Origin of the sequence: Trichocoleus desertorum AS-A10 (assembly GCF_039962155.1) — a bacterium.
In the GTDB taxonomy this organism is placed as follows: domain Bacteria; phylum Cyanobacteriota; class Cyanobacteriia; order FACHB-46; family FACHB-46; genus Trichocoleus.
On the sequence record NZ_JAMPKN010000005.1, the window covers coordinates 65181 to 85302 of the forward strand.

Here is a 20122-nt window from a genome sequence, read left to right on the forward strand (position 1 = left end):
TCCTACGTCAGCGAGACTTCATTATCTATGGTTCAAGATCTAGAGCGGGTACGCCCAACTAGCCAATTCCCTGAAACAGCACCCACGGCTAACGCAGTTTTCTTCAGGACTTATAGCCGTAGAACCGACGGTCGGCGGGAAACCTGGGAGCAGGTCTGCGATCGCACCATTCAAGGCATCGCCAAACTGGGTAAGCTCACCGACGCCGAAGTCGATCTGCTGCGACGGATGCAGTACCAAATTAAAAGTTTGCCATCCGGTCGTTGGCTGTGGATTGGGGGCACCGACTGGATCGAAAAACCAGAAAACTTTTCCGGCGCTTATAACTGCACCAGCACCAACGTCATTGATTGGCGAGCCTTTGGCTTGATGATGGATCTTGCCATGCAAGGCTGCGGCACAGGTGCCATTTTAGAACCCAAGTATATCAACCGCTTACCTGCCCTCCGCAACCGCTTAAATGTCACGGTTGCAGGTGAAATTGGCACCACTCCCGCCGAGCAGCGCCGTGCCACTACGGAAGTCAAGATTGAAGGCAACCAAGTTCAGATCAATGTCGGTGATAGTCGACAAGGTTGGGTTAAGTCCTATCAGTCCTTGCTCGAACTCTCCAGCAGCGATCGCTTCTCTGGTGAAGTCCAAGTCACAGTTGATCTCAGCGATGTCCGTCCTGCTGGCGAAACCCTAAAAGGTTTTGGTGGCGTTGCTAACCCGATCAAGCTCCCCGAACTCTACGATCGCTGTGCCACAATCTTGAACCGCGCCGTAGGTCGCCAGTTAAACTCGGTCGAATGCTGCCTGCTGATTGATGCTGCCGCTGTGACGATTGTCGCCGGAAACATTCGGCGCAGCGCAGGTATGCGTCAAGGGGATAGCGATGATGCAGAATTTGCAACTGCCAAGGACAATCTCTGGCAGCAAGATGCGGAAGGTAACTGGCGCATTGACCCAGAACGGGATGCTCTGCGAATGGCAAACCATACCAGAGTATTTCACCGCCAACCCTCTGAGCAAGAGTGTATTGAGGCAGTTCGCAAGCAGTTTTACTCTGGGGAAGGCGCGATTCAGTATGCACCAGAAGCGATCGCCCGATCTAACTCTGACTTGTTGCCTACACCAGAACTAAAAGCAGAATTCTTGCAAGTATATGAGCGGGGTGAGATTCAGCAATGGCTACAAAATCGCTACCCTCAAATATCAACCGAGGAGATTGAGCACCGTCTAGGACGCTATGGTTTAAACCCATGTGGTGAGATCACTGGGGCCGACTTCCACTGCAACTTGGCGGAGGTACATCTTAACCAGCTGGATCCCCACAATCCAAAGGAACAAGAAGAAGCTTTTACCGCTGGAGCGCTCTCTGTGGCGGCGCTGTTGAATCATCAATTTGTGGAAGAGCGCTATCAATGGTCACGGGAAGTTGACCCGATTGTTGGGGTTTCTTTCACTGGGCTGTTTGACTTTTTTGTCAGAGGTTTTGGTGTGGACTGGTTGCACTGGTGGGAAGCAGGCAGACCCGATACAGTGGCTGGCTTAGAGTTTAAGCAGAAGGAGCAAGCCTATCTGTCGCGCTGGAAAGAAGTTGTGCATCAGGTGGTGTGGGAATACTGCGATCGCCACGACATCAAGCGTCCTAACCGTTGCACCACTGTGCAGCCTTCCGGTACTAAATCATTACTGACTGGCGCATCTCCCGGTTGGCACCCACCCAAAGCTCAACGCTACATTCGCCGGATTACGTTCCGCAAAAATGATCCTGTGGCACTGGCTTGTATTGAATACGGTTACAGCGTGGTGCCGTCTCAGTCTGATAAAGACGAAAATGGCAACCTGCTGAATGATCCTTTTGACCCACGAGTGACCGAGTGGTTAGTCGAAATTCCAGTGGAAGTGCCTTGGGCTAACTTGCCAGGTGCTGATCAAATCGCGATCGAGAAGTTCTCTGCGGAAGCACAGTTTGACTTCTACATGCAGGTGCAGAAGCACTATACCGCCCACAACACCAGTGCCACGGTGGAGCTGCGAGAAGATGAAGTAGAGCCTTTGGCAAAACGGATTTACGAGGCGATCGCTAATCAAGAAGGCTACATTAGTGCTGCTCTCCTGGCCCGATTTGATGCACCTTTCCCCCGGTTACCCTTCGAGAAAATTGATCAAGAGACTTATGAACAGTTGCAGCAAGGAGTGCAAGCACGACGTAGAACCGACAACTTCTATACGGCCCTAAGCCGCTACGACTCTGGAGAAGCCACAGTTGAAGGACCAGCAGGTTGTGATAGCGACAAATGCATGATGCCTGAGACAAAAAACTAGGGGAGCGTTACGCTAAGAGTGTTGTTGCTGCTGTTAATTTCGACAGGGCAAAATCACTTTTTAATCTAGTTCTGCAAAAGGTTTCTTGTCAGGAGTACTTCCATGTTTGTTGATGAACTTACACCCATTTTCAAAGAATTAACTCGACAGCCAATGGCTTTTCTAGGAGGACTAGTTTCTGGTGTTTTTCGGCTAAACCTAGCTGATGACCCAGTCAAAAGCTGGCTAGATCAACAAGCGGGTACTTCAACTCACACCACATTCAATCACGAGACCCCGAACGGTCGGAATAATGGTCCCCAGTCGATTTCGATCGATTAAAGTCCATTTAGAGCCCATAAAAAAAGAGTCAGCTTTGAGTCTGGCTCTTTTTTTATTTGTAGTCTGAAGCATGCTTACCTAAGCAGCGCGTCGAGTCAATAAGCTCCAGAGGAAAAGGGCAATCACTGCACCTAGAACTGCCAGAAATATACCCCCTAATGTCAGCCCAGTAGCAGCAAGCTGGAAGGTTCCGGTTTGCAGAAAGACGCCCAAGCTACCACCAACTAAAGCCCCAGTAATTCCTAACAGCATAGTGCCAAGAATACCGCCACCTTGATGGCCTGGATAGATAGCTTTAGCGATCGCGCCAGCAATCAGTCCTAAAACGATCCAAGCAATAATGTTCATAGTTTTTTCCTAAAAGTATTAGGAATTTGCCGCTAAACTGCACGTCTAGTAAACAAGTTCCAGAGCCAAATCGCGACAATTGCACCTAAAACTGCGACAAAAAGTCCTGGCAGGCTAAAGCTAGTTGCAGTTAGTTGTAGGCTTCCGGTTTGTAATAGAGTGACTAACGTTCCGCCAACGAAAGCCCCTATAATGCCAATCAAAATGGTGCCTAGGATTCCACCCGCTTGATAACCCGGATAAATTGCTTTAGCGATCGCACCTGCAAGCAATCCTAAAATAACCCAAGCAATAATATTCATAAGACAATGATTTCCTAAAAAATATTATTCTTACCGAATTAACTAATAGATTAGCCACTTTAAAATTAAGTAGCATCTGTCAGCAGATGTAACCTTAAAAGCCTAAAAACAGTCACTAAAAAGGAGTAGACATTAACACCTACTCCCTAAAAGCTTTGAGTTTTAATTTATTTTCAGTCGCAGTAATTTGGCTTTAAGGATAGAAACTTAACTGAGGTAACCCTAAGGTTTCATTCCAGCCCATCATCAAGTTCAAACACTGAACAGCTTGACCTGCTTGACCTTTCATCAGGTTGTCAATCGCAGACATCACAATAATGCGATCGGTGCGTGGGTCTACTTCAACACCGATGTAGCAGAGATTGGTGCCAGTGGCCCACTTAGTTTGCGGGTATACACCACTTGGCAATATTTTCACCCAAGGCGAGGAGCGGTAAAAAGCCATGTAAATTGTGAGCAAATCCTCACGGACCAGACCTGGGTCTCGCAGCGTTGCATAAACGGTAGACAAGATCCCGCGAACCATGGGGATGAGGTGGGGCGTAAACTGCACCAACACCTCATGACCCGCCAAATCACTACAAACCTGCTCAATCTCTGGAGTGTGGCGGTGGCGAGCCACTCCATAAGCAGCGAACGAGTTATCTGCTTCTGCCAAAAGGAGATTTGTTTTAGCTTGCCGTCCACCGCCAGAAGTGCCTGACTTAGCATCAATCACAGCCGTTTCAGGCACAATTAACCCTTGCTTCAACAAAGGAGAGAGCGCCAATAAGCTAGCTGTGGGGTAACAGCCTGGACAACCTACTAGCTGAGCCTCGGCAATGCGATCGCGATACAGCTCAGGCAAACCATATACCGCCGTTTCTGCGATCGCCTGATCGCTGCGCGTCTTACCGTACCAATTCTCGTAGGTTTCTAAATTGGAAAATCGGTAATCGGCGGATAGATCTAAGACTTTGCAACCTTTTTCCAATAAAGCGGGTGCCATTTGGCAAGCTAATCCATTGGGCAAAGATAAAAAGACAACCTGACAGCGTGCTGCAATCTGATCGAGATCAATCGGCTCGATGATCAAGTCAACTCGATGATTGAGATGAGGGTAAAGCTCACCAAAGGCCTTTCCCGCACTACTCTCTCCACCCAAGTAAACAAGTTCAACTCCTGGATGATCAATCAGAAGTCGTACTAGCTGTACGCCGCCATAACCCGACGCGCCAATAATCCCAACGGGCACGCGTCCTACATCACCCATGATATTTGGCCTTATTTGAGGTTCAACAGTAAACGCTTAACTTTTGCTGCATTGTAGTACCTAAAGCAGCAAGTTGGTCTACACAATCACCATGATTTTTTCAAGTTATTAGCGCCTCTGATTAGCCCTATCACCTTCGGCTAATATTGAATCTCTAGTATCAGAAGCTACCCCTCTAAATTGCCTTCTAGTAGGGCATAATCTTCCAGGTTAGTCGCCTGAGTTAAGGTGCTAGTTTCACCCGCGCGACTTGGCAGAAAACCGAGGTTACCAGGGCTTTTGCAGCACTCTACCTCGCTAAACAGACTACAATCGAAGCATAGGTAAGCTTTAAAAAACTTTACGGTGTCGTTACTTTGAGTTTCTCCGTGGAATCGCCTCAAACCGCCTCAACCCAACCTTTCAAGTTTGATGCTATTGATGCTGCTTTGGCTGACCTCAAGGCAGGGCGTGCCATTGTCGTAGTTGATGACGAAAACCGGGAAAATGAGGGCGACGTCATTTGTGCCGCTCAATTTGCGACACCTGACATGATCAACTTTATGGCAGTGAAAGCGCGAGGGCTGATTTGCTTAGCGATGACGGGCGATCGCCTCGACGAACTTGACTTGCCCTTGATGGTCACGAACAACACAGATAGCAATCAGACTGCCTTTACCGTCAGCATTGATGCGTCGCCCCAGTTAGGAGTCAGTACTGGAATTTCTGCCGAAGACCGGGCTCGGACCATCCAAGTTACGATCAACCCCTCTACTCGCCCCGACGATTTGCGTCGTCCCGGACATATCTTTCCAATTCGGGCGCGCGAAGGTGGTGTGCTGAAGCGGGCAGGTCATACTGAGGCAGCGGTTGATTTGGCTCGCTTAGCAGGGCTGTACCCATCGGGTGTGATCTGTGAAATCCAAAATCCCGATGGCTCAATGGCTCGTTTACCAGAGCTGATCGAATATGCTCGCACTCATCAACTCAGAATTGTTAGCATTGCCGACTTAATTAGTTATCGCTTGCAGCATGAGCGGTTTGTCGGTCGAGAAACCATTGCCGAACTGCCAACAGAATTTGGTAACTTCCAGATTTACGCTTACCGCAATGCCCTCGATAACTCTGAGCATGTGGCGATCGTCAAAGGCGACCCCAGCCAGTTTGGTGACAAAACGGTAATGGTGCGGATGCACTCGGAATGCCTGACGGGCGATGCACTGGGTTCTCTGCGTTGTGACTGCCGTATGCAACTCCAAGCCGCCCTGAAAATGATTGAGAACGTGGGCCAAGGTGTTGTAGTTTATCTGCGCCAGGAAGGTCGCGGCATTGGCTTAATTAATAAGCTCAAGGCCTACTCATTGCAGGATTTAGGGCTAGATACCGTCGAGGCGAACGAGCGTTTGGGATTTCCCGCTGATCTGCGGAATTATGGCGTCGGAGCTCAAATTCTCAATGACTTAGGCGTGAAGAAAATCTGTCTCGTCACCAACAACCCCCGCAAAATCGCTGGGTTAAAGGGTTACGGTTTAGAAGTCGTCGATCGCGTCCCTCTACTCATTGAAGCGACTCCCTACAATTCCACCTACCTAGAAACCAAGGCCACCAAGCTAGGTCACATGCTGTTGCAGACCTACTTGATGACGGTGGCGATTCATTGGCAAGATCAGCCCAAGTCTGCCACTGAGCGTTACGATCGCCTAGAAAAGTTGCGGCACTTAGTAGAAGCTCACGATTTGCTACTGCAAGAAGAAGCTCGTCCTGTCGCGATCGCCCTCTTTGGCAAGCCTTCGCTCACAGTGCATGTAGGCTTTGACCAAGCCAATGTTGCTGCTGCCGATTGGTATCAGCAACCCACTCATCCTTATGTCCAAGCGATCGCCAGAATCTTGGATAATCTAGCCAATTGGCCGCAAATTCAAAAAGTGGAGTTTCTCATTTCTCCCGGTTCTGACCCGCTCAAGAGTTTGCAAGTGCAGCTCGATCGTCACGCCTTTGCCTTAAGCCAATTGCCTTCTGCTGTCTGTGACCAACTAGAAACGCAAGTGATTTATAGCTTTTCCACAGACGCTACTTCATCCGCTGCCTAAAGATTTTGCTGCTTAAAGATTAGGAGAGTAATTCAGTGCATAGTTCGCTCAGCACCACTGGCACCCCACCGATCCATGTCATTGGGGGAGGCTTAGCCGGGACAGAAGCGGCTTGGCAAATTGCTCAAGCTGGGATTCCCGTCGTTTTGCATGAGATGCGACCGGAGCGCTTAAGCCCAGCCCACCACAGCGAACACTTGGCCGAGCTAGTCTGTAGCAACTCTTTCGGTGCCCAATCCAGCGATCGCGCTGCAGGTCTCCTCCACGAAGAATTGCGTCGCCTGGGTTCCATCATCATTGGCAAAGCCGATGAGCATGCCGTTCCTGCGGGGGGAGCTTTGGCGGTCGATCGCGGTCAATTCAGCCAAAACCTGACAGAAACGCTCGCCAATCACCCACTGATCGAGTTACGCCGAGGAGAAATCCAGGATATTCCCAGCGAAGGGATTGCCGTCCTCACCACTGGCCCGTTAACCAGCCCCGATTTGGCAGAAGCGTTGCGGCACTTCACGGGGCTGGAGTACATGAACTTTTTTGATGCGGCCAGTCCCATTGTGGTGGGGGAGTCGATCAACTTCGACATCGCCTTTCGCGCCTCTCGCTACGATCGTGGGGAAGCTGCTTATCTGAACTGCCCGATGAACCGGGAGCAGTATCTCCACTTCTGGCAAGAACTATGCCAAGCTGAGCAAGCGGAACTCAAAGACTTCGATCGCGAAACTGCCAAGTTCTTTGAAGGTTGTTTGCCGATTGAAGAAATGGGCAAACGAGGCGAAGATACCATGCGCTATGGCCCGCTCAAACCTGTAGGCTTATTTGACTCCCGCAGAGGCGACTTCCGCGCCCCGGAGAACCAAGTGCATCGACCTTACGCGGTCGTGCAACTGCGCCAAGAGGACAAAGCAGGGCAGCTTTGGAATATGGTCGGTTTCCAAACCAATCTGCGTTGGGGTGAGCAGAAGCGAGTCTTTCGCCTGATTCCAGGGCTAGAAAATGCCGAATTTGTCCGTATGGGAGTCATGCACCGCAACACCTTCATCAACGCACCAGAACTGCTAACACCCACTTTGCAATTCAAGCAACGGCAAACTCTACTCGCCGCTGGCCAACTCGTCGGGACGGAAGGCTATACTGCGGCGGCGGCTGGTGGTTGGTTAGCGGGAACCAACGCGGCTCGTTTAGCTCATGGTCTAGATCCGATCGCCCTACCGGGGACTACGATGATGGGCGCATTGTTCGAGTTTATTAGCTCTGCTTCGCCCAAGCATTTCCAACCCATGCCGCCCAACTTTGGCATTCTGCCTGAGCTAGAAAAGCGCATCCGCAATAAGCAGGAGCGTTATGGTTGCTATCGCGATCGCGCCCTAGCCGATCTATTCAGTTGGAGCACGCAACATCAAATTTCGCTAGGCCAGTCAGAATGTTTGGCTAGCGTCTAACGCTGGCGCTCGGTCATTAGAGGATGAAAGGCGATCGCCAGATTGACCAGGAAGCCAACTAAAAAGTGACACGACTAACCTGAAAATCTGCTACTAGTAGTAGGTCAGTTTTCCTGCTCTATCTCGGCCCGCTTGCCCTAATTTATGTGACGTTGATTCAGCTCCTCAACCTTAATAGTCTTCGAGCTTGGCTCAGTTTGGCCAAGTGGTTTAAATGCGCTCTGGTTTTCAGTTTAATTTGCAGCTTTTGGCTGAGCGGTTTAGCGGCTCCAACCTACGCGACTCCCACAGCGTTCATGCAAGTTCCTCAGTCGGTGGCTCAAACCGATGGGGCGATAGAAACATTACAAGAGCAGCAAAAAGCAGTCGAAAAGCAACGCTCAGAGATTCAAAAAGAGCGCGATCGCGTTCAGAAACAGGAAAAAGCGGCCAAGAGTCGGATTGGCACGCTTCGCCAAAACCTGCAAGTGACAGATGTGCAAATCAAAGACAATCAATATCGGTTGCAGTTAGCCAAGAAGCAACTCAAAGAATTGCAAGCAGATTTAGCGATCGCCGAACGCACTTATCAGAAACGCCAGTCTGCGGCAGTAGCTCGCTTACGATTTCTCCAGCGTCAGCAAGGAGGCCAAGGTTGGGCAGTGCTACTACAAAGCCAAAACCTGAATGATTTTTTAGATCGTCGCTACCGTTTGAGAAAGGTGTACCAAGCCGATCGCAACGCTTTAGCTCAACTTACTGCTGAGTCTCGCGATCTTGTAGCCCAAAAGCAGCAAGTGGAACAGCAAAAAAATCAAATCGCCCTCCTCGCTCAGCAATTGTTAGCCCAACAATCAGAGTTGCAAGCTCAAACCCAGTCAGAACAAGAATTAGTGGAGCGGCTCCGCTCCGACCAATCGGCTTTAGAGGCGGCAGAAGCCCAACTAGCTCAAGATTCCGAGGATTTAACTCAACTGATCTTGCAGCGGGTGGCTGAACAAAGAGCCAAAGATGCCGCAGCAGGGCGAGGCAGCATCGTGATTCGGGGGACAGGTCTGATGAGCGTTCCCTGTGATGGCCCGATCACCAGTAGCTTTGGCTGGCGGACGCATCCGATTTTAGGCTATGAGCGGTTTCACTCTGGCATTGACTTTGGTGCGGACTATGGCAGTACGATTCGGGCTGCTAATGCTGGAATTGTGATTTACGCAGGTTGGTATGGCGGCTACGGCAACGCTGTAGTCATCGACCACGGCAATGACATCACCACCCTTTATGGGCACGCTAGCGAACTGTATGTAGCTGAGGGACAGGTGCTGCAACGGGGTCAAGCGATCGCATCCGTTGGTTCTACAGGACTTTCCACTGGTCCCCACCTACACTTTGAAGTCCGGCAAGCTGGAGAACCTGTAGAACCGATGGATTACTTTTGATGCCTGAATAAACGCGACCTAACCCCCAGCCCCTTCCCTTCAGGGAAGGGGAGCCAGATTCGCTGAATCGCACGAGTAGAATAGCTATCCAGCAACTGGCTCCAGTTCAGCTTCGCTACTTTGTTCGTCATTGACTCGTCTCAGCGATGCTTTGTTAAACGCTGGAAACCTGAGCTGAGGGTATTGAGCTTTGGCTTGGCGTAGCTCCCCAAAAATGGGGTCATCCAATCCCGTGACTACGCACCAAACCCGCGATCGCGTTAAAGCGACAAACGCTTCATTGCGCTTATGTAGTTCGCTTTCTTGTTTCCAAGCTAGAGGCCGAGTGGCACAGTGAAAGCGGCAGGCATAGACTTTCCAAGCTTCGTTGCCTTTGGCGCGATGGATATTGGCTAAAGTCACCTGTCCAGGTCGCACAAATTCATTACGATTTGGCTCTCCACCCGCTACGAAACCTTTGACACCATAGGCGGTCAGTTTGGCTTGAAAGCTTTGCCAATACTGTTTCTCATTCTCCCCAACCAAAGCTGTAATTAAAATATCGCTGGGTTGAAGGCCGTGGCGTAGGTCATTCACAATTTGCTGCGCGATCCATTCTTGTTCTTCGGCTTCTGCGGCAAAGGTTTGCAGACTTAGCAACTCCGCGATCGCTTCCCGCGCTTCAAAATTTTCTTGGTCAATCGGATGCAGGTTTTTATCCGCAGGTCGGGCAATCGTCACTTGTTGCCCTGCCTTAACACTAGCCTCGGTAAAGTCACCCTCGAGCACCTCATAACCTAGCTTTCGCCACTCCGCTTGATTACTCACTCCTTGCAGCGGTCCCTCAGCTCTTAGTAACCCCATGTTGACGGCTTGTGCCACCATCAGTAGCAGTTGGGGCGTGCGATAACAGCGATTGAGATTTTCAGACTTACGAATTGTTGTTCCTTCATAGAAAAAGGAGTGATTGCGTCCCAAACCTAAATCTACAACTGGAGACCCATCCGCCTCACGGCCAAAAACTTGAGCAGGTTCTGGCACCGTTAAGGAACCCATTCCCTGCGCCTCGTCATAAGCCCAATACAGGCGCTTCGGTGCCGTTAGGGTGTTGCGAGCTAGCCGATAAAAAGCAAACGGCAGGTCTTGGCCTTCGTCAATAAAAACTGCATCATACAAATAAGGCACCGGAACTAATTGCCGCTCCAAACCATTACAGACATACTCAAACGCTTGAGCAGGTGAAACCTTACCAATTTCTTGTTCTACATCTTTTACATTTTTGGGCTTGATGCCAGCAGCGATCGCCAAAGTACGATAAAAACCGGGTTGATCTTTAGCGCCCCAAGCATGCAAAACCTTGAGCTTATCCCAGTTTGGCGCTCTGCCCGTCAGCTCTTGGTAATAGCGCCCGATCCGTTCTTCAATAATTTGTTGGTAAAGCGATCGCGTAAAAAAGATAAAAGCAACATTCCAATCCGGATGCTCGGCGTGGATTTTGGCTGCTCGTTTAGCGAACAAAACTGTTTTTCCTGTCCCTGCTAATCCTCGAAGCCGCTGAGGGCCATCTGGATATTCAAAAGCAATTTTCTGTTGTTCTTCATCTAAAACTTTGACTCGCGATTCTAAGTTCTGGATTACCCGAATTGGGCTATTAGCCGCAGTTCCTTCGGGAATTTCTCGTGGCAATGTGACTGGCAAGATTTCGACAGTAGTTTGGTGAGTCATAATTTACGTTCATCAGGGTAGATGCAAAACCCAGCGAAACTTAGCAGAAAAAGTTCAGAAGCCTTCTTCACATCAAGCTTGCTTAGTTATTTTTCGAAATAATTTCAGTAGTTTTAGCGTTACTTTTAGTTGAAAAAGCTGCTTTAACACAGACAATATTGAAACCTTTAATCAGCAGAAAACTACACGGCAGCTTTGCTTAACATGCCCCGCCGCAATAGCAAATAACGGAGAAATTTTTAAGTTTTCAAAAATTCTGCAGATCACTCAGATCAGCCTTGCTGTCAAATTTGGGCTAGAGGTTGAGTGAGCTATTGGCCGCTGTTAGTCCACAGATTTCAGATTTTTCTGATTTGCGATCGCTTTACGTGATACAATTACAAAGGAAATTAGGGCATGTAGCTCAGTGGATAGAGCATCAGGTTCCGGTCCTGAGGGTCGGGGGTTCGAATCCCTCCATGCTCGCTTTATTTGAAGCGACAAACTAAACGATCTTGGCGAAATGCTTCTCTAGTTCTGCAAAGAGAAGCATTTCGCCAAGATATGTTTTTTGGAAATTTGAGGCCAAAACCTAGGTTGTGGAGATGTTACAGTCTATGCTTCACAACCTAAATTTTACAGTTCTAAATCACTCTCAGTTTTATCCTGCACGCCTTTGACAATCCGAGATAACTCTGTTTTCTCGTCGAAGGCTACGCGAGTAGGCGAACCACTGATAATGCCTTCATAGTTGCGGAAAGAATCTCGAATCTCTGGTCCCTGTTCGCTGATGGTATATTCTCGAATCCCTTTCTCATGCCAGGAGCCACGCATCTTAAAGACGTTAATCGCTCGCGCCATCTCACCCCGAATTTCTACATACTGCAACATCAAGATCGTGTCAGTAATCGTAGAAATGTGAGAATCAGTAATTGAATGCGACCCCATAAAGTGATCAGTGGTGTTTGTAAAAAAGCCAGTAATTTCTTCCTGCTTGGCAAAACCTGTCACCCCAATGACAAACTGACGAAACGCATTATTGCTGACGCCACGGGCTAAAGCTGAGAGAGAATCAATAGCAATCCGCGTGGGTTTAAAGTCAGCAATTTCTGACTTAATAATTTGAAGATGATCTTCTAGCCCGGCTGATTCCGGATAAGCACATCGGATTTTCAATAAGCCTTTTTGCTCTAGATCCTCAAAATCAGTTCCCCAAGAATAAGCATTACGAGAAAGTTGAGCCCGCGACTCCTCGTAAGCAAACAGCATGGCCCGCTCGTTTCGCATGCAACCTTCTTGCAAAAACTTGCTCACTAACAAAGTTTTGCCTGTACCTGTCGCTCCAGTCGCCAAAATAATCGAATCCTTGAAGAAGCCACCTCCACACATTCTGTCTAGTGTCTTGACCCCCGAGGAGACTCGTACGTTAGAAGAGCGTTGGGTAAGCCGCATAGCACCTAGCGGGAAGATATTGATACCCTGATTTGTAATGGTAAATGGGTACTCCCCTTTCATGTGGGTCGTGCCACGCAGTTTCAGAATCTCAATAGTGCGCCGCCGCCGTTCACCTTCTAAAACGTTGCGGACGATCGCGACGTTATCGGACACAAATTCTTCCACCCCAAAGCGTGCGACGGGGCCGTACTCTTCGATTCGCTCAGTTGTCATAATGCTGGTTGCGCCTAACTGTTTTAGGCGGGCCACTAAGCGAAAAATTTCTCGCCGTACCACCGAGGCTGCATCATACTGCTGAAATACAGCGGTAACAGAATCAATCGAAACCCGCCGAGCTTTGTATTTACGAATTGCGTATTGAATACGTTCAATTAAAGCAGAAAGATCAAAATTGCCAACCACATCCTGACCTTCTGGATCAGGTGAGGCATCTAAAATGAAAAGCTTGCCGTCATCAATTAGTTCTTGGAGATCCCACCCAAAACTGAAAGCGTTTTTAATAATATCCGCAGGAGATTCTTCAAAAGTAACGAAGACACCCGGCTCATCAAATAAAGTAATTCCGTTATATAAAAACTGCACTGCCAGCAAGGTTTTACCGGTTCCAGATGTACCACTAACTAATGTAGTCCTGCCTACCGGAAGACCTCCATGACTGATGTCATCGAAGCCTTCTATCATAGTGCGAATTTTTTTGACCCCTACTGATAATAGATCTTCTTTCTTTCGAGTTTGATTATCTGGATTCATAGCCTTTTAAGTTTAGCTTTTGAAGTCTGCTCTAAAAGTTCAGCTTTTCTGGGAGAGAAGATAGATCAGTAAAACTCAATTCTAGGGATTACTCAAAGTTAGAATCATCCTCGTGCAACTCATCGTATAGGAGATCTAGGCCAATCAATACTCTCTCACGATCAGACAAATCCCCCACAATTTTGCGGACAGGCGGTGGCAAAATTTTAGCTAGGGTTGGAGTAGCCAAAATTTTATCTTCTTCGGCTAGTTGGGGATTTTTTAGCACATCAATCACTTTCAGAGCATAGACTCCTTGAAATTCTGTCTCCAGGATATTATTGAGAGTCTTTAAAGCTCGAATCGAATTGGGGGTATTGCCAGCAACATACAATTTGAGAATGTAAGTTTTTTTCAGGGAACTCATGAATTTGGTCTACTCACTTCTAGCAGGCTTAAGCAATGGTTTCTAAAAACAGAGATAGACAAAAAATCATTAGAAATCTCTGGGGATGGAGCGGCGGTACATCTCACATAGGTGAGCAATTGTATCAATTAAGGTGAGACGATAGTCGAGCAAGATGTCATCACTTCGGCCTTCTAGTTTTAACTGCTTCGAGAATTCATCGATTAACTCCATATGAACTTCCACGATTTGCGAGACTGAAACATCTGCAAAGAAAGCCATGTTAACGAAGTCATCAATTTTTTGGTTGAGTTGCTCTTCCCCAGAGAAGTAGATTAAAACAATATTGCTATAGTTTGACTTCAACTTTTTCAAAAATTTTTGTTTTTCGTCGGGGGGCAAGTATCGCAGAAAGTTTTTGGGTTCTCTTTTGTAGTAAACACTTAAATACCCCAACCGCTCTTTCAATTTTTCAGTTAAACGCCGCTGTTGCAGCATTAGAGAGTTTTGGCTAGTTAGCTCAACCACAACGTCGGAAGCAGGTTGGAGGCTGGGAGTGTGGTGCGTCGGCGACAACTTTAAGAACTGAACGATCGCTTGGTGGATCAACTGAACCATGCGATCGAGCTGAGTAATCGATACTTCTACGGTTGCGACGTGATATGTGCAGCTTAAACTGGTTTGATGCGTTTGGGCAGTATTGGGCGCAGGCGGAATTGATTCAGTATGATTTAGAGTTCCCAACTGTTCAGATTCGTGACTTGGTGTCGCTGTCTCAGATTTCAGTACGACAGCAGGCAATAGGATCGCTCGTCTTTGAAGCTGTTCAACGAGAGAATTGAGGTTCGAGCTTGCTTGCAAAATTAAGCAGTCAATCTGTTGTTTTTCTAGCTCAATAAAATCAAACAACTCTTTTTCAGAGCTGAATTGGGTAACTCTGTAGCGATCGCCACTTAAGAGTGCAGTTAGAGATTGAGCGAGGTCACCAGAATTCAGCAGAGTTGAAATTGACAGTTGAGGATACACAACCGCGCCAGCTTGAAAAAACTAAGTGGATACAAATTACTACTAAGTCTTATTAGCAATACCAAAAATAATAATTAACAAAAGCAATGAGTTAAGGAAAGTTAGAGAATTTTTCGTCAAAGCAGGGAGCAATCTTAACCAATCTTAACTCCAAATGCAGCAACAACCGTAATCAATTGTAATTAGTTATTCCGTTGGGCTTTCTTGAGGAGCGCCATAATGAAGCAATACTGTCAGAATTGGAATTTTCGAAGCTCATAGCCTGGTCAGGTCCAAACCAATCACTGATCTCAAATATTTATTAGGTGATAGCTTTGATCTACAGACAGTAGATTACCAATTTTGCATTGTTGTATCCCACCATTGCTCTTTGCTTCCATCAAACAGAACTAGTCATTCAATAGGGACTCATTTATCGCTTCAGCTTACTGCCCTTGCTACCGAGCCAACCCATTGGAGCTAGTCTCCATTAATTAATGCACACGACTCCTCTCAGTTCGTTCATTGAATCAGTTCCAACCTGTTCCCAGTCTGCTACTGTGTCAGCGGTTTTGCGCCTTCTGAATCAAGCGAGCTGCGAGCGATTAGTCGTCGTGGATGAAAGAAAACAACCGATTGGCTTGCTCAATTGGCCTGTTCTAGTTTCCTACTTGGGACGGGAGCAGCCGATGGACGGAGTAGAACCGAGTGCGATCGCAACACTCAATCTGCATCAACCTATATCAGCAGTTGATCTACCGATTATTACGCCATTATCAACCTTACCTGCTGCTTGGAGCTTGAGTCAATTCTGGTCTCATCTAAAGGCAGCAGAGCGACCTGCTGAGGCTTGGGCTCTAGTAGATTTAGCCGGAGAGTTTCTAGGACTACTGAATTATTCACGGCTTTTGCAGTTATTGGCTCCCCTACTTACCCCTGGCGCTGAGGTCATACCCAACAGCCCTACAGCAACCCACGTCACCGCCACAACTGCAAGAGAATTGGCCGAGCCACCTGTAACTCCATCGGCTACCTCGGCACCCATACAGCCTCTGGCTCTCTTAATCCGACTTCTAGAGCAGATCCCTTTGCCTTTGATGGTGCAAACTAGCACAGGGCGAGTTTTACATCACAATCAATGTTGGCAACAGCAGATTGGGGAGCTTTCGGAGCTAACAAGACTTAGACAAGCGGCTGGAACGATTCTTAACACTACAGTAGATTCTCCGCTTTCTGAGTTTGGCGGTTCGCCCAACCAGCACTCTCAACCGAATATTCCAGAAGTTGATCCTGAGGCATGGCCACAGTCCGCTACTGGGACTAACCAACCGAACCATTCTCCCACTTGGCAGCGATCGCCTACGGTTCGGCCCCAAGATGTTGCAGGCATAACCAACAAGGCCAAGGGTTGGAGTGAAGCAGAGCGATCGCTTTCCACACAACTCAACCAACAGATTGGTCGCATGCGCTCGGGCAGTGCCAAGTTCCGCCAAACGCATCCTGGCGTCACTTTGCTCAATCAACAACTGTTGTCTTCTAGAGCCCAACCGGGAACTCCCCTGAAGCTACAGCAAGCATCTTTCGCCAAATGGTCCTCCAAGTCTCCCCTTAGCACTTCCTCATCTGAGCAGCAAGCTGGACTGCTGTCATTCTTTGCCTCTTCAATCGCGCAATATCACTGTCAAGTAGGAGCAGCAGAGGATAGTTGTATTTGCACCTGCCCGACTGACAACGGTCAAGAGCGGATTTGGCAATTTAGTAGAAGTCTGCTTGATTTATCGACTTGGATTGGGGATCAGCCAAACGAGCAGCAATCACAGCCCGTTCCAATAGCCACCACCTCGACTTCACCGTTTCAACTTGCAGACCTAGGCACAAGCCCTGTTGGTACTTTGGGCCAGTCGCCCCCTGCGCTACCAAGCTTCTCACCTCAGGAAGCTTTATGGTTGGTGCTAGCTCAAGACCATACAGACCAACAGGTCAACCGCACTTTAGCCGCGAAGAATGCTGATTTAGTCCAGCTCAACCTCTTAAAAGACGAATTTTTGGCCTGTATTAGCCACGAGCTAAAAACTCCGCTAACTGCGGTTTTAGGTTTATCTAATCTCTTGAAAGATCAGGTGCTAGGCCCTCTAAATGAGCGTCAGGCTCGTTATGCCAGCCTCATCTATCAAAGCGGGCGGCACTTGATGACGGTGGTCAATAACATCTTAGATTTGACTCGGATGGAAACGGGTCAGCTAGAGCTAGCGATCGCTCCTGTCAGCCTTAAGTCAACCTGCGATCGCGCTCTTGAACAAGCGTATCAACTGCAATTTCCTGAAGAAAAAGCCTTAGTTGAGCATATGGTCGAAGCACCTTCAATGGTGCCCTGCACTCTGGAAATTGAGTCTGATCTGGAGAGCATTGTGGCCGATGAAGTGCGTTTGCGACAGATGCTGGTTAATTTGCTATCCAATGCCATCAAGTTCACCGAGGTTAGTGGCAAAATCAGCTTGAAAGTCAGCCGTTGGGAAGGCTGGGTTGTCTTCACCATTTCTGATACAGGCATTGGAATTGCGGCAGACAAGCAGCATCTAATTTTTCAAAAATTCCAGCAGCTGGAAAATCCCTTAACTCGTCGTTTTGAAGGGACAGGATTGGGGTTAGCCATCACCCAGCGATTGGCCCGATTGCATGGAGGGGATGTCACGTTTATTTCCAAAGAGGGGGAAGGGAGCCAGTTTACCTTGCTCCTACCCCCAAGCCCTCCCCAACCAACCCTAGGTGTGCCATCGCGCGATAACTCCAGCCACAATCGCTTGGTGTTGATTGTAGAATCGGTGGCTCAATTCATTGAAGGATTAGCGGATGAGCTTATTAGTCTAGGCTACCGAGTGGCGATCGCCCGCTCTGGAACCGAAGCTCTAGAAAAAGCTAGACGCCTGCAACCCTGTATTGTTTTTCTCAATCCCTTACTGCCCCTTCTTTCGGGTTGGGATGTGCTGACTCTATTGAAGTCGGATGCAGAAACTTACCATATTCCAGTCGTGATCACTGCGACCAAGGCTGAACAAGCTCAAGCAGCCCGTTATCAGGCCGATGGTTTTCTTTGCTTACCCATTCAGAGCCAAGCCCTACAAGATCATCTGGCTCACTTGACTACCTCAGTTGCCAACTTAGACTCAGCCACGCATCCAACTCGTAGATTAACAGTGCTTTATTTGAGTAGTGTTGAAGCTTCTATGCCATCAGACTCAATGCAGCATGGCTTAGGGCAATCAACTTCATCGCCCTCGATCTCAACGCCCGAAGCATCTAACCCTTTAAATCCAGCTTCCAGAGTCATCAGCAGGCTCAGTAGCTTACTCCAGCAACATCATCACCGCATTTTAGAAGCTGATGATCTAGAGCAAGCTGAATTGTTAGCGCGAGTTTGGCGGCCTGACGTGCTCTTAATCGACCAGGCGATCGCTGAGTTGCCTAGCTATTTCCAAACGCTAGCTCAACAGACTGCTTTAGCCTCCCTACCGTTAGTGACACTCACCAAAGCCGCTACCCAAGCCGCAAACCAAGTACCAGGTCTATCCGTTTTTCCTTGTTTAGCCGCTCCCAATTTTGACTTGACCACAAATTCGGACCCAACTAATTCAGAAGCAGCCGCTTTAATGCAGGCAATTCAAGTGGCCGTTGGACTCAACTGGCAACCCAGCGTTTTAGTGGTGGACTTGTTACACTTACCTGATTTAGTCACCGATACTGCCAGCTCAGCCCCTGAACTAGCAGCCAATCTTTCAACCACGCTCAAGGATGCAGATTGGTTACAAGCTTTAGTGCAATATCTGCAAACAGCAGGCTTACGAGGTCTCCATAGTCACTCATGGGCGGAAGCGCTACGACAGTTACAGCATCAAAGCGCTGATTTATTACTGATTTGCCTACGAGGTCATCGCACTTCTCCAGTGGTGCTTCAGGCCCTAGAAACTCTCAACCAACTACAGTTACCAATTCCCATCTTGGTCCTTGATCAACGGCAGCTTGCGAACCAAACACCACCCTGTGCTGAACCCAGTTTGTTAGAAGCCGCAGCAATGACAAACATGGTGGACATGACGGATATGGTGGAGCTGACCACAGTTTTAGGGGCGATCGCAACTCAGATTCTCCCCTCGACCCTACCTGTAGAAGAGCTGTTAGAGCAAATTTATCAAGCCCTGTCCCAAGCTCACCAAGTTGCTGATTAACTGCTATCGAGCAGCGCGAATCAGTAGCCCCCCACCTGCGGTCAGGCCCACGAGGATCGGTAACCAGCCGGCTAAAAAGGGAGAAAATGCTCCTGTTTCACCTAAGGCATTACTCACAAAAGCAATTAAATAGTAGCCAAAGATAATCAAGATGCTAATGCCAAAGCCAGTAGACGTATTAGTACGACGACTGGTAGTGCCTAGAGCCGCCCCGACCAGACCCAACGCTACGCAGATGAAGGGAAGGGCTAGTTTCTCTTGAATTCGTACCCTATACTTACGAATCTCTTTTTTCTCATCCCCTTTCTGCTCTAAAAGCGCCAAGCGTTCTTGCACCTGAGCAATATTCATTTGATCTGACTTGCGCTTTTTATTCGCCAAATCTAGAGGTGCACGGGGTAAGCGGAGTTGGTGGCGCTCAAATTTGAGCAAATTTTGCGACGAACCATCCGGTGCCACAATGTAAATGGTGCCATTGGCAAAATCCCAGGTGCTCTGCTGCGCATTCCACACTGCCGATTCGGCTTCTACAATTTGATTCAACTCTTCTTTTGAGAAGTCAAGAATAGTCAAATTTTGCATGCGCTGACCATCGAAGTCATGGGCATAAAAAATGCGGGCCAGTTTTTTCCCCGAAAACTCTTGATAAAAAATATTCTTCTCTTGAAATGCCAGCTTATCTTGGCTTAAGGCCTTTTCTAATAAAATTTCTCCCTGATAGTTACTGCTGGGAACTACCAACTCGTTGAGGAAAAAAGTCATGCCAGTCGCAATCAAGCTGACCAGCAAAGCAGGCACCATTAGCCGATAAACGCTGACTCCGCAACCCCGCAGCGCCACAATTTCGCTATCCCCCGATAGACGACTGTAAACCATTAAGGTGGCCAGCAAAATTGACATGGGAAACGAGAGGGTGACAAAGTTTGGCACCTGGAGCAAAAAGATCTGTATAGCCGTCGCGAAGGGAATCCCAGCATCTGTAATCTTCTGCACCAAGTCAAAGAAGACCCCTACTGCTAAACCGATCGCCGAGAAAGCGGCTACCCCAAATAAGAAAGGTGGCAGCAATTCTGCAATGAGATAGCGGTCCATGATGGAAGGCTTTAAACCCATCCCAATGACTCCTTGCCCTTAACTTTCAGGTGAGATGTAAGTAAGAATTTTA

Annotated in this window: 14 protein-coding genes and 1 tRNA gene; 7 read left to right on the top strand and 8 right to left on the bottom strand. The window is 48.2% G+C overall.

Features of this window, described 5'->3' with window-relative positions; all coding sequences use genetic code 11:
• The first annotated feature begins 27 nt into the window (after window positions 1-27).
• Window positions 28-2313: a ribonucleoside-triphosphate reductase, adenosylcobalamin-dependent gene (nrdJ, locus tag NDA01_RS09960; RefSeq protein ID WP_348227834.1), complete on the top strand. Its 2286-nt coding sequence runs from the start codon at window positions 28-30 to the stop codon at window positions 2311-2313.
• Between the two features lie 102 nt (window positions 2314-2415).
• A complete protein-coding gene (locus NDA01_RS09965; protein ID WP_190438435.1) occupies window positions 2416-2634 on the top strand; it encodes a ssl0294 family protein in 219 nt (72 codons plus the stop codon).
• Window positions 2635-2712: 78 nt separating this feature from the next.
• Here NDA01_RS09965 and NDA01_RS09970 read toward each other — a convergent pair whose 3' ends face one another.
• The 3 genes from NDA01_RS09970 to argC form a co-directional block, all read right to left on the bottom strand.
• The gene (locus NDA01_RS09970; RefSeq protein ID WP_348227835.1) at window positions 2713-2982 is read right to left on the bottom strand and encodes a GlsB/YeaQ/YmgE family stress response membrane protein; all 270 of its coding nucleotides are present in this window, start codon (window positions 2980-2982) and stop codon (window positions 2713-2715) included.
• A 32-nt stretch (window positions 2983-3014) separates the two neighbouring features.
• On the bottom strand, window positions 3015-3284 hold the full coding sequence (locus tag NDA01_RS09975; RefSeq protein ID WP_190438433.1) for a GlsB/YeaQ/YmgE family stress response membrane protein: 270 nt from the start codon (window positions 3282-3284) through the stop codon (window positions 3015-3017).
• Window positions 3285-3477: 193 nt separating this feature from the next.
• On the bottom strand, window positions 3478-4536 hold the full coding sequence (gene argC / locus NDA01_RS09980) for an N-acetyl-gamma-glutamyl-phosphate reductase (RefSeq protein ID WP_348227836.1): 1059 nt from the start codon (window positions 4534-4536) through the stop codon (window positions 3478-3480).
• A gap of 368 nt (window positions 4537-4904) precedes the next feature.
• On the opposite strand from argC, the gene ribBA reads away from it, so the two are divergent.
• The 3 genes from ribBA to NDA01_RS09995 all read left to right on the top strand — a co-directional run bounded on the left by ribBA (window position 4905) and on the right by NDA01_RS09995 (window position 9456).
• Window positions 4905-6605 carry a bifunctional 3,4-dihydroxy-2-butanone-4-phosphate synthase/GTP cyclohydrolase II gene (gene ribBA / locus NDA01_RS09985; protein ID WP_190562737.1) on the top strand — a complete coding sequence of 567 codons (1701 nt, stop codon included), beginning with the start codon at window positions 4905-4907 and terminating at the stop codon, window positions 6603-6605.
• Between the two features lie 35 nt (window positions 6606-6640).
• Window positions 6641-8044 carry an FADH(2)-oxidizing methylenetetrahydrofolate--tRNA-(uracil(54)-C(5))-methyltransferase TrmFO gene (trmFO, locus tag NDA01_RS09990; protein ID WP_313930220.1) on the top strand — a complete coding sequence of 468 codons (1404 nt, stop codon included), beginning with the start codon at window positions 6641-6643 and terminating at the stop codon, window positions 8042-8044.
• 296 nt (window positions 8045-8340) lie between these two features.
• Window positions 8341-9456 carry a murein hydrolase activator EnvC family protein gene (locus NDA01_RS09995; protein WP_348227837.1) on the top strand — a complete coding sequence of 372 codons (1116 nt, stop codon included), beginning with the start codon at window positions 8341-8343 and terminating at the stop codon, window positions 9454-9456.
• 84 nt (window positions 9457-9540) lie between these two features.
• Here NDA01_RS09995 and NDA01_RS10000 read toward each other — a convergent pair whose 3' ends face one another.
• On the bottom strand, window positions 9541-11160 hold the full coding sequence (locus NDA01_RS10000) for a DEAD/DEAH box helicase (RefSeq protein WP_348227838.1): 1620 nt from the start codon (window positions 11158-11160) through the stop codon (window positions 9541-9543).
• A gap of 392 nt (window positions 11161-11552) precedes the next feature.
• Here NDA01_RS10000 and NDA01_RS10005 point away from each other — a divergent pair.
• Window positions 11553-11625, top strand: a tRNA-Arg gene (locus tag NDA01_RS10005).
• Between the two features lie 150 nt (window positions 11626-11775).
• On the opposite strand, the gene kaiC is transcribed toward NDA01_RS10005, so the two are convergent.
• The 3 genes from kaiC to NDA01_RS10020 all read right to left on the bottom strand — a co-directional run bounded on the left by kaiC (window position 11776) and on the right by NDA01_RS10020 (window position 14755).
• On the bottom strand, window positions 11776-13344 hold the full coding sequence (gene kaiC / locus NDA01_RS10010) for a circadian clock protein KaiC (RefSeq protein WP_190438417.1): 1569 nt from the start codon (window positions 13342-13344) through the stop codon (window positions 11776-11778).
• Window positions 13345-13432: 88 nt separating this feature from the next.
• A complete protein-coding gene (gene kaiB, locus NDA01_RS10015; RefSeq protein ID WP_190438414.1) occupies window positions 13433-13750 on the bottom strand; it encodes a circadian clock protein KaiB in 318 nt (105 codons plus the stop codon).
• Between the two features lie 69 nt (window positions 13751-13819).
• Entirely contained in the window at window positions 13820-14755 is a 936-nt protein-coding gene (locus tag NDA01_RS10020; protein WP_348227839.1) for a circadian clock protein KaiA, read from the bottom strand.
• A 593-nt stretch (window positions 14756-15348) separates the two neighbouring features.
• Between NDA01_RS10020 and NDA01_RS10025 the strand changes: the two genes are divergently transcribed.
• Window positions 15349-18957, top strand: a complete 3609-nt coding sequence (locus NDA01_RS10025) for an ATP-binding response regulator (RefSeq protein ID WP_348227840.1) — start codon at window positions 15349-15351, stop codon at window positions 18955-18957.
• 3 nt (window positions 18958-18960) lie between these two features.
• On the opposite strand, the gene NDA01_RS10030 is transcribed toward NDA01_RS10025, so the two are convergent.
• The gene (locus tag NDA01_RS10030; RefSeq protein WP_199300257.1) at window positions 18961-20070 is read right to left on the bottom strand and encodes an LptF/LptG family permease; all 1110 of its coding nucleotides are present in this window, start codon (window positions 20068-20070) and stop codon (window positions 18961-18963) included.
• Window positions 20071-20122 lie beyond the last annotated feature (52 nt).

Coding starts and splice junctions, on each gene's coding strand:
- argC (WP_348227836.1), bottom strand. CDS start 4,536: ATGGGTGATGTAGGACGCGTGCCCGTTGGGATTATTGGCGCGTCGGGT.
- nrdJ (WP_348227834.1), top strand. CDS start 28: ATGGTTCAAGATCTAGAGCGGGTACGCCCAACTAGCCAATTCCCTGAA.
- NDA01_RS10030 (WP_199300257.1), bottom strand. CDS start 20,070: ATGGGTTTAAAGCCTTCCATCATGGACCGCTATCTCATTGCAGAATTG.
- NDA01_RS10000 (WP_348227838.1), bottom strand. CDS start 11,160: ATGACTCACCAAACTACTGTCGAAATCTTGCCAGTCACATTGCCACGA.
- kaiC (WP_190438417.1), bottom strand. CDS start 13,344: ATGAATCCAGATAATCAAACTCGAAAGAAAGAAGATCTATTATCAGTA.
- kaiB (WP_190438414.1), bottom strand. CDS start 13,750: ATGAGTTCCCTGAAAAAAACTTACATTCTCAAATTGTATGTTGCTGGC.
- NDA01_RS09970 (WP_348227835.1), bottom strand. CDS start 2,982: ATGAACATTATTGCTTGGATCGTTTTAGGACTGATTGCTGGCGCGATC.
- NDA01_RS09995 (WP_348227837.1), top strand. CDS start 8,341: ATGCAAGTTCCTCAGTCGGTGGCTCAAACCGATGGGGCGATAGAAACA.
- NDA01_RS09965 (WP_190438435.1), top strand. CDS start 2,416: ATGTTTGTTGATGAACTTACACCCATTTTCAAAGAATTAACTCGACAG.
- NDA01_RS09975 (WP_190438433.1), bottom strand. CDS start 3,284: ATGAATATTATTGCTTGGGTTATTTTAGGATTGCTTGCAGGTGCGATC.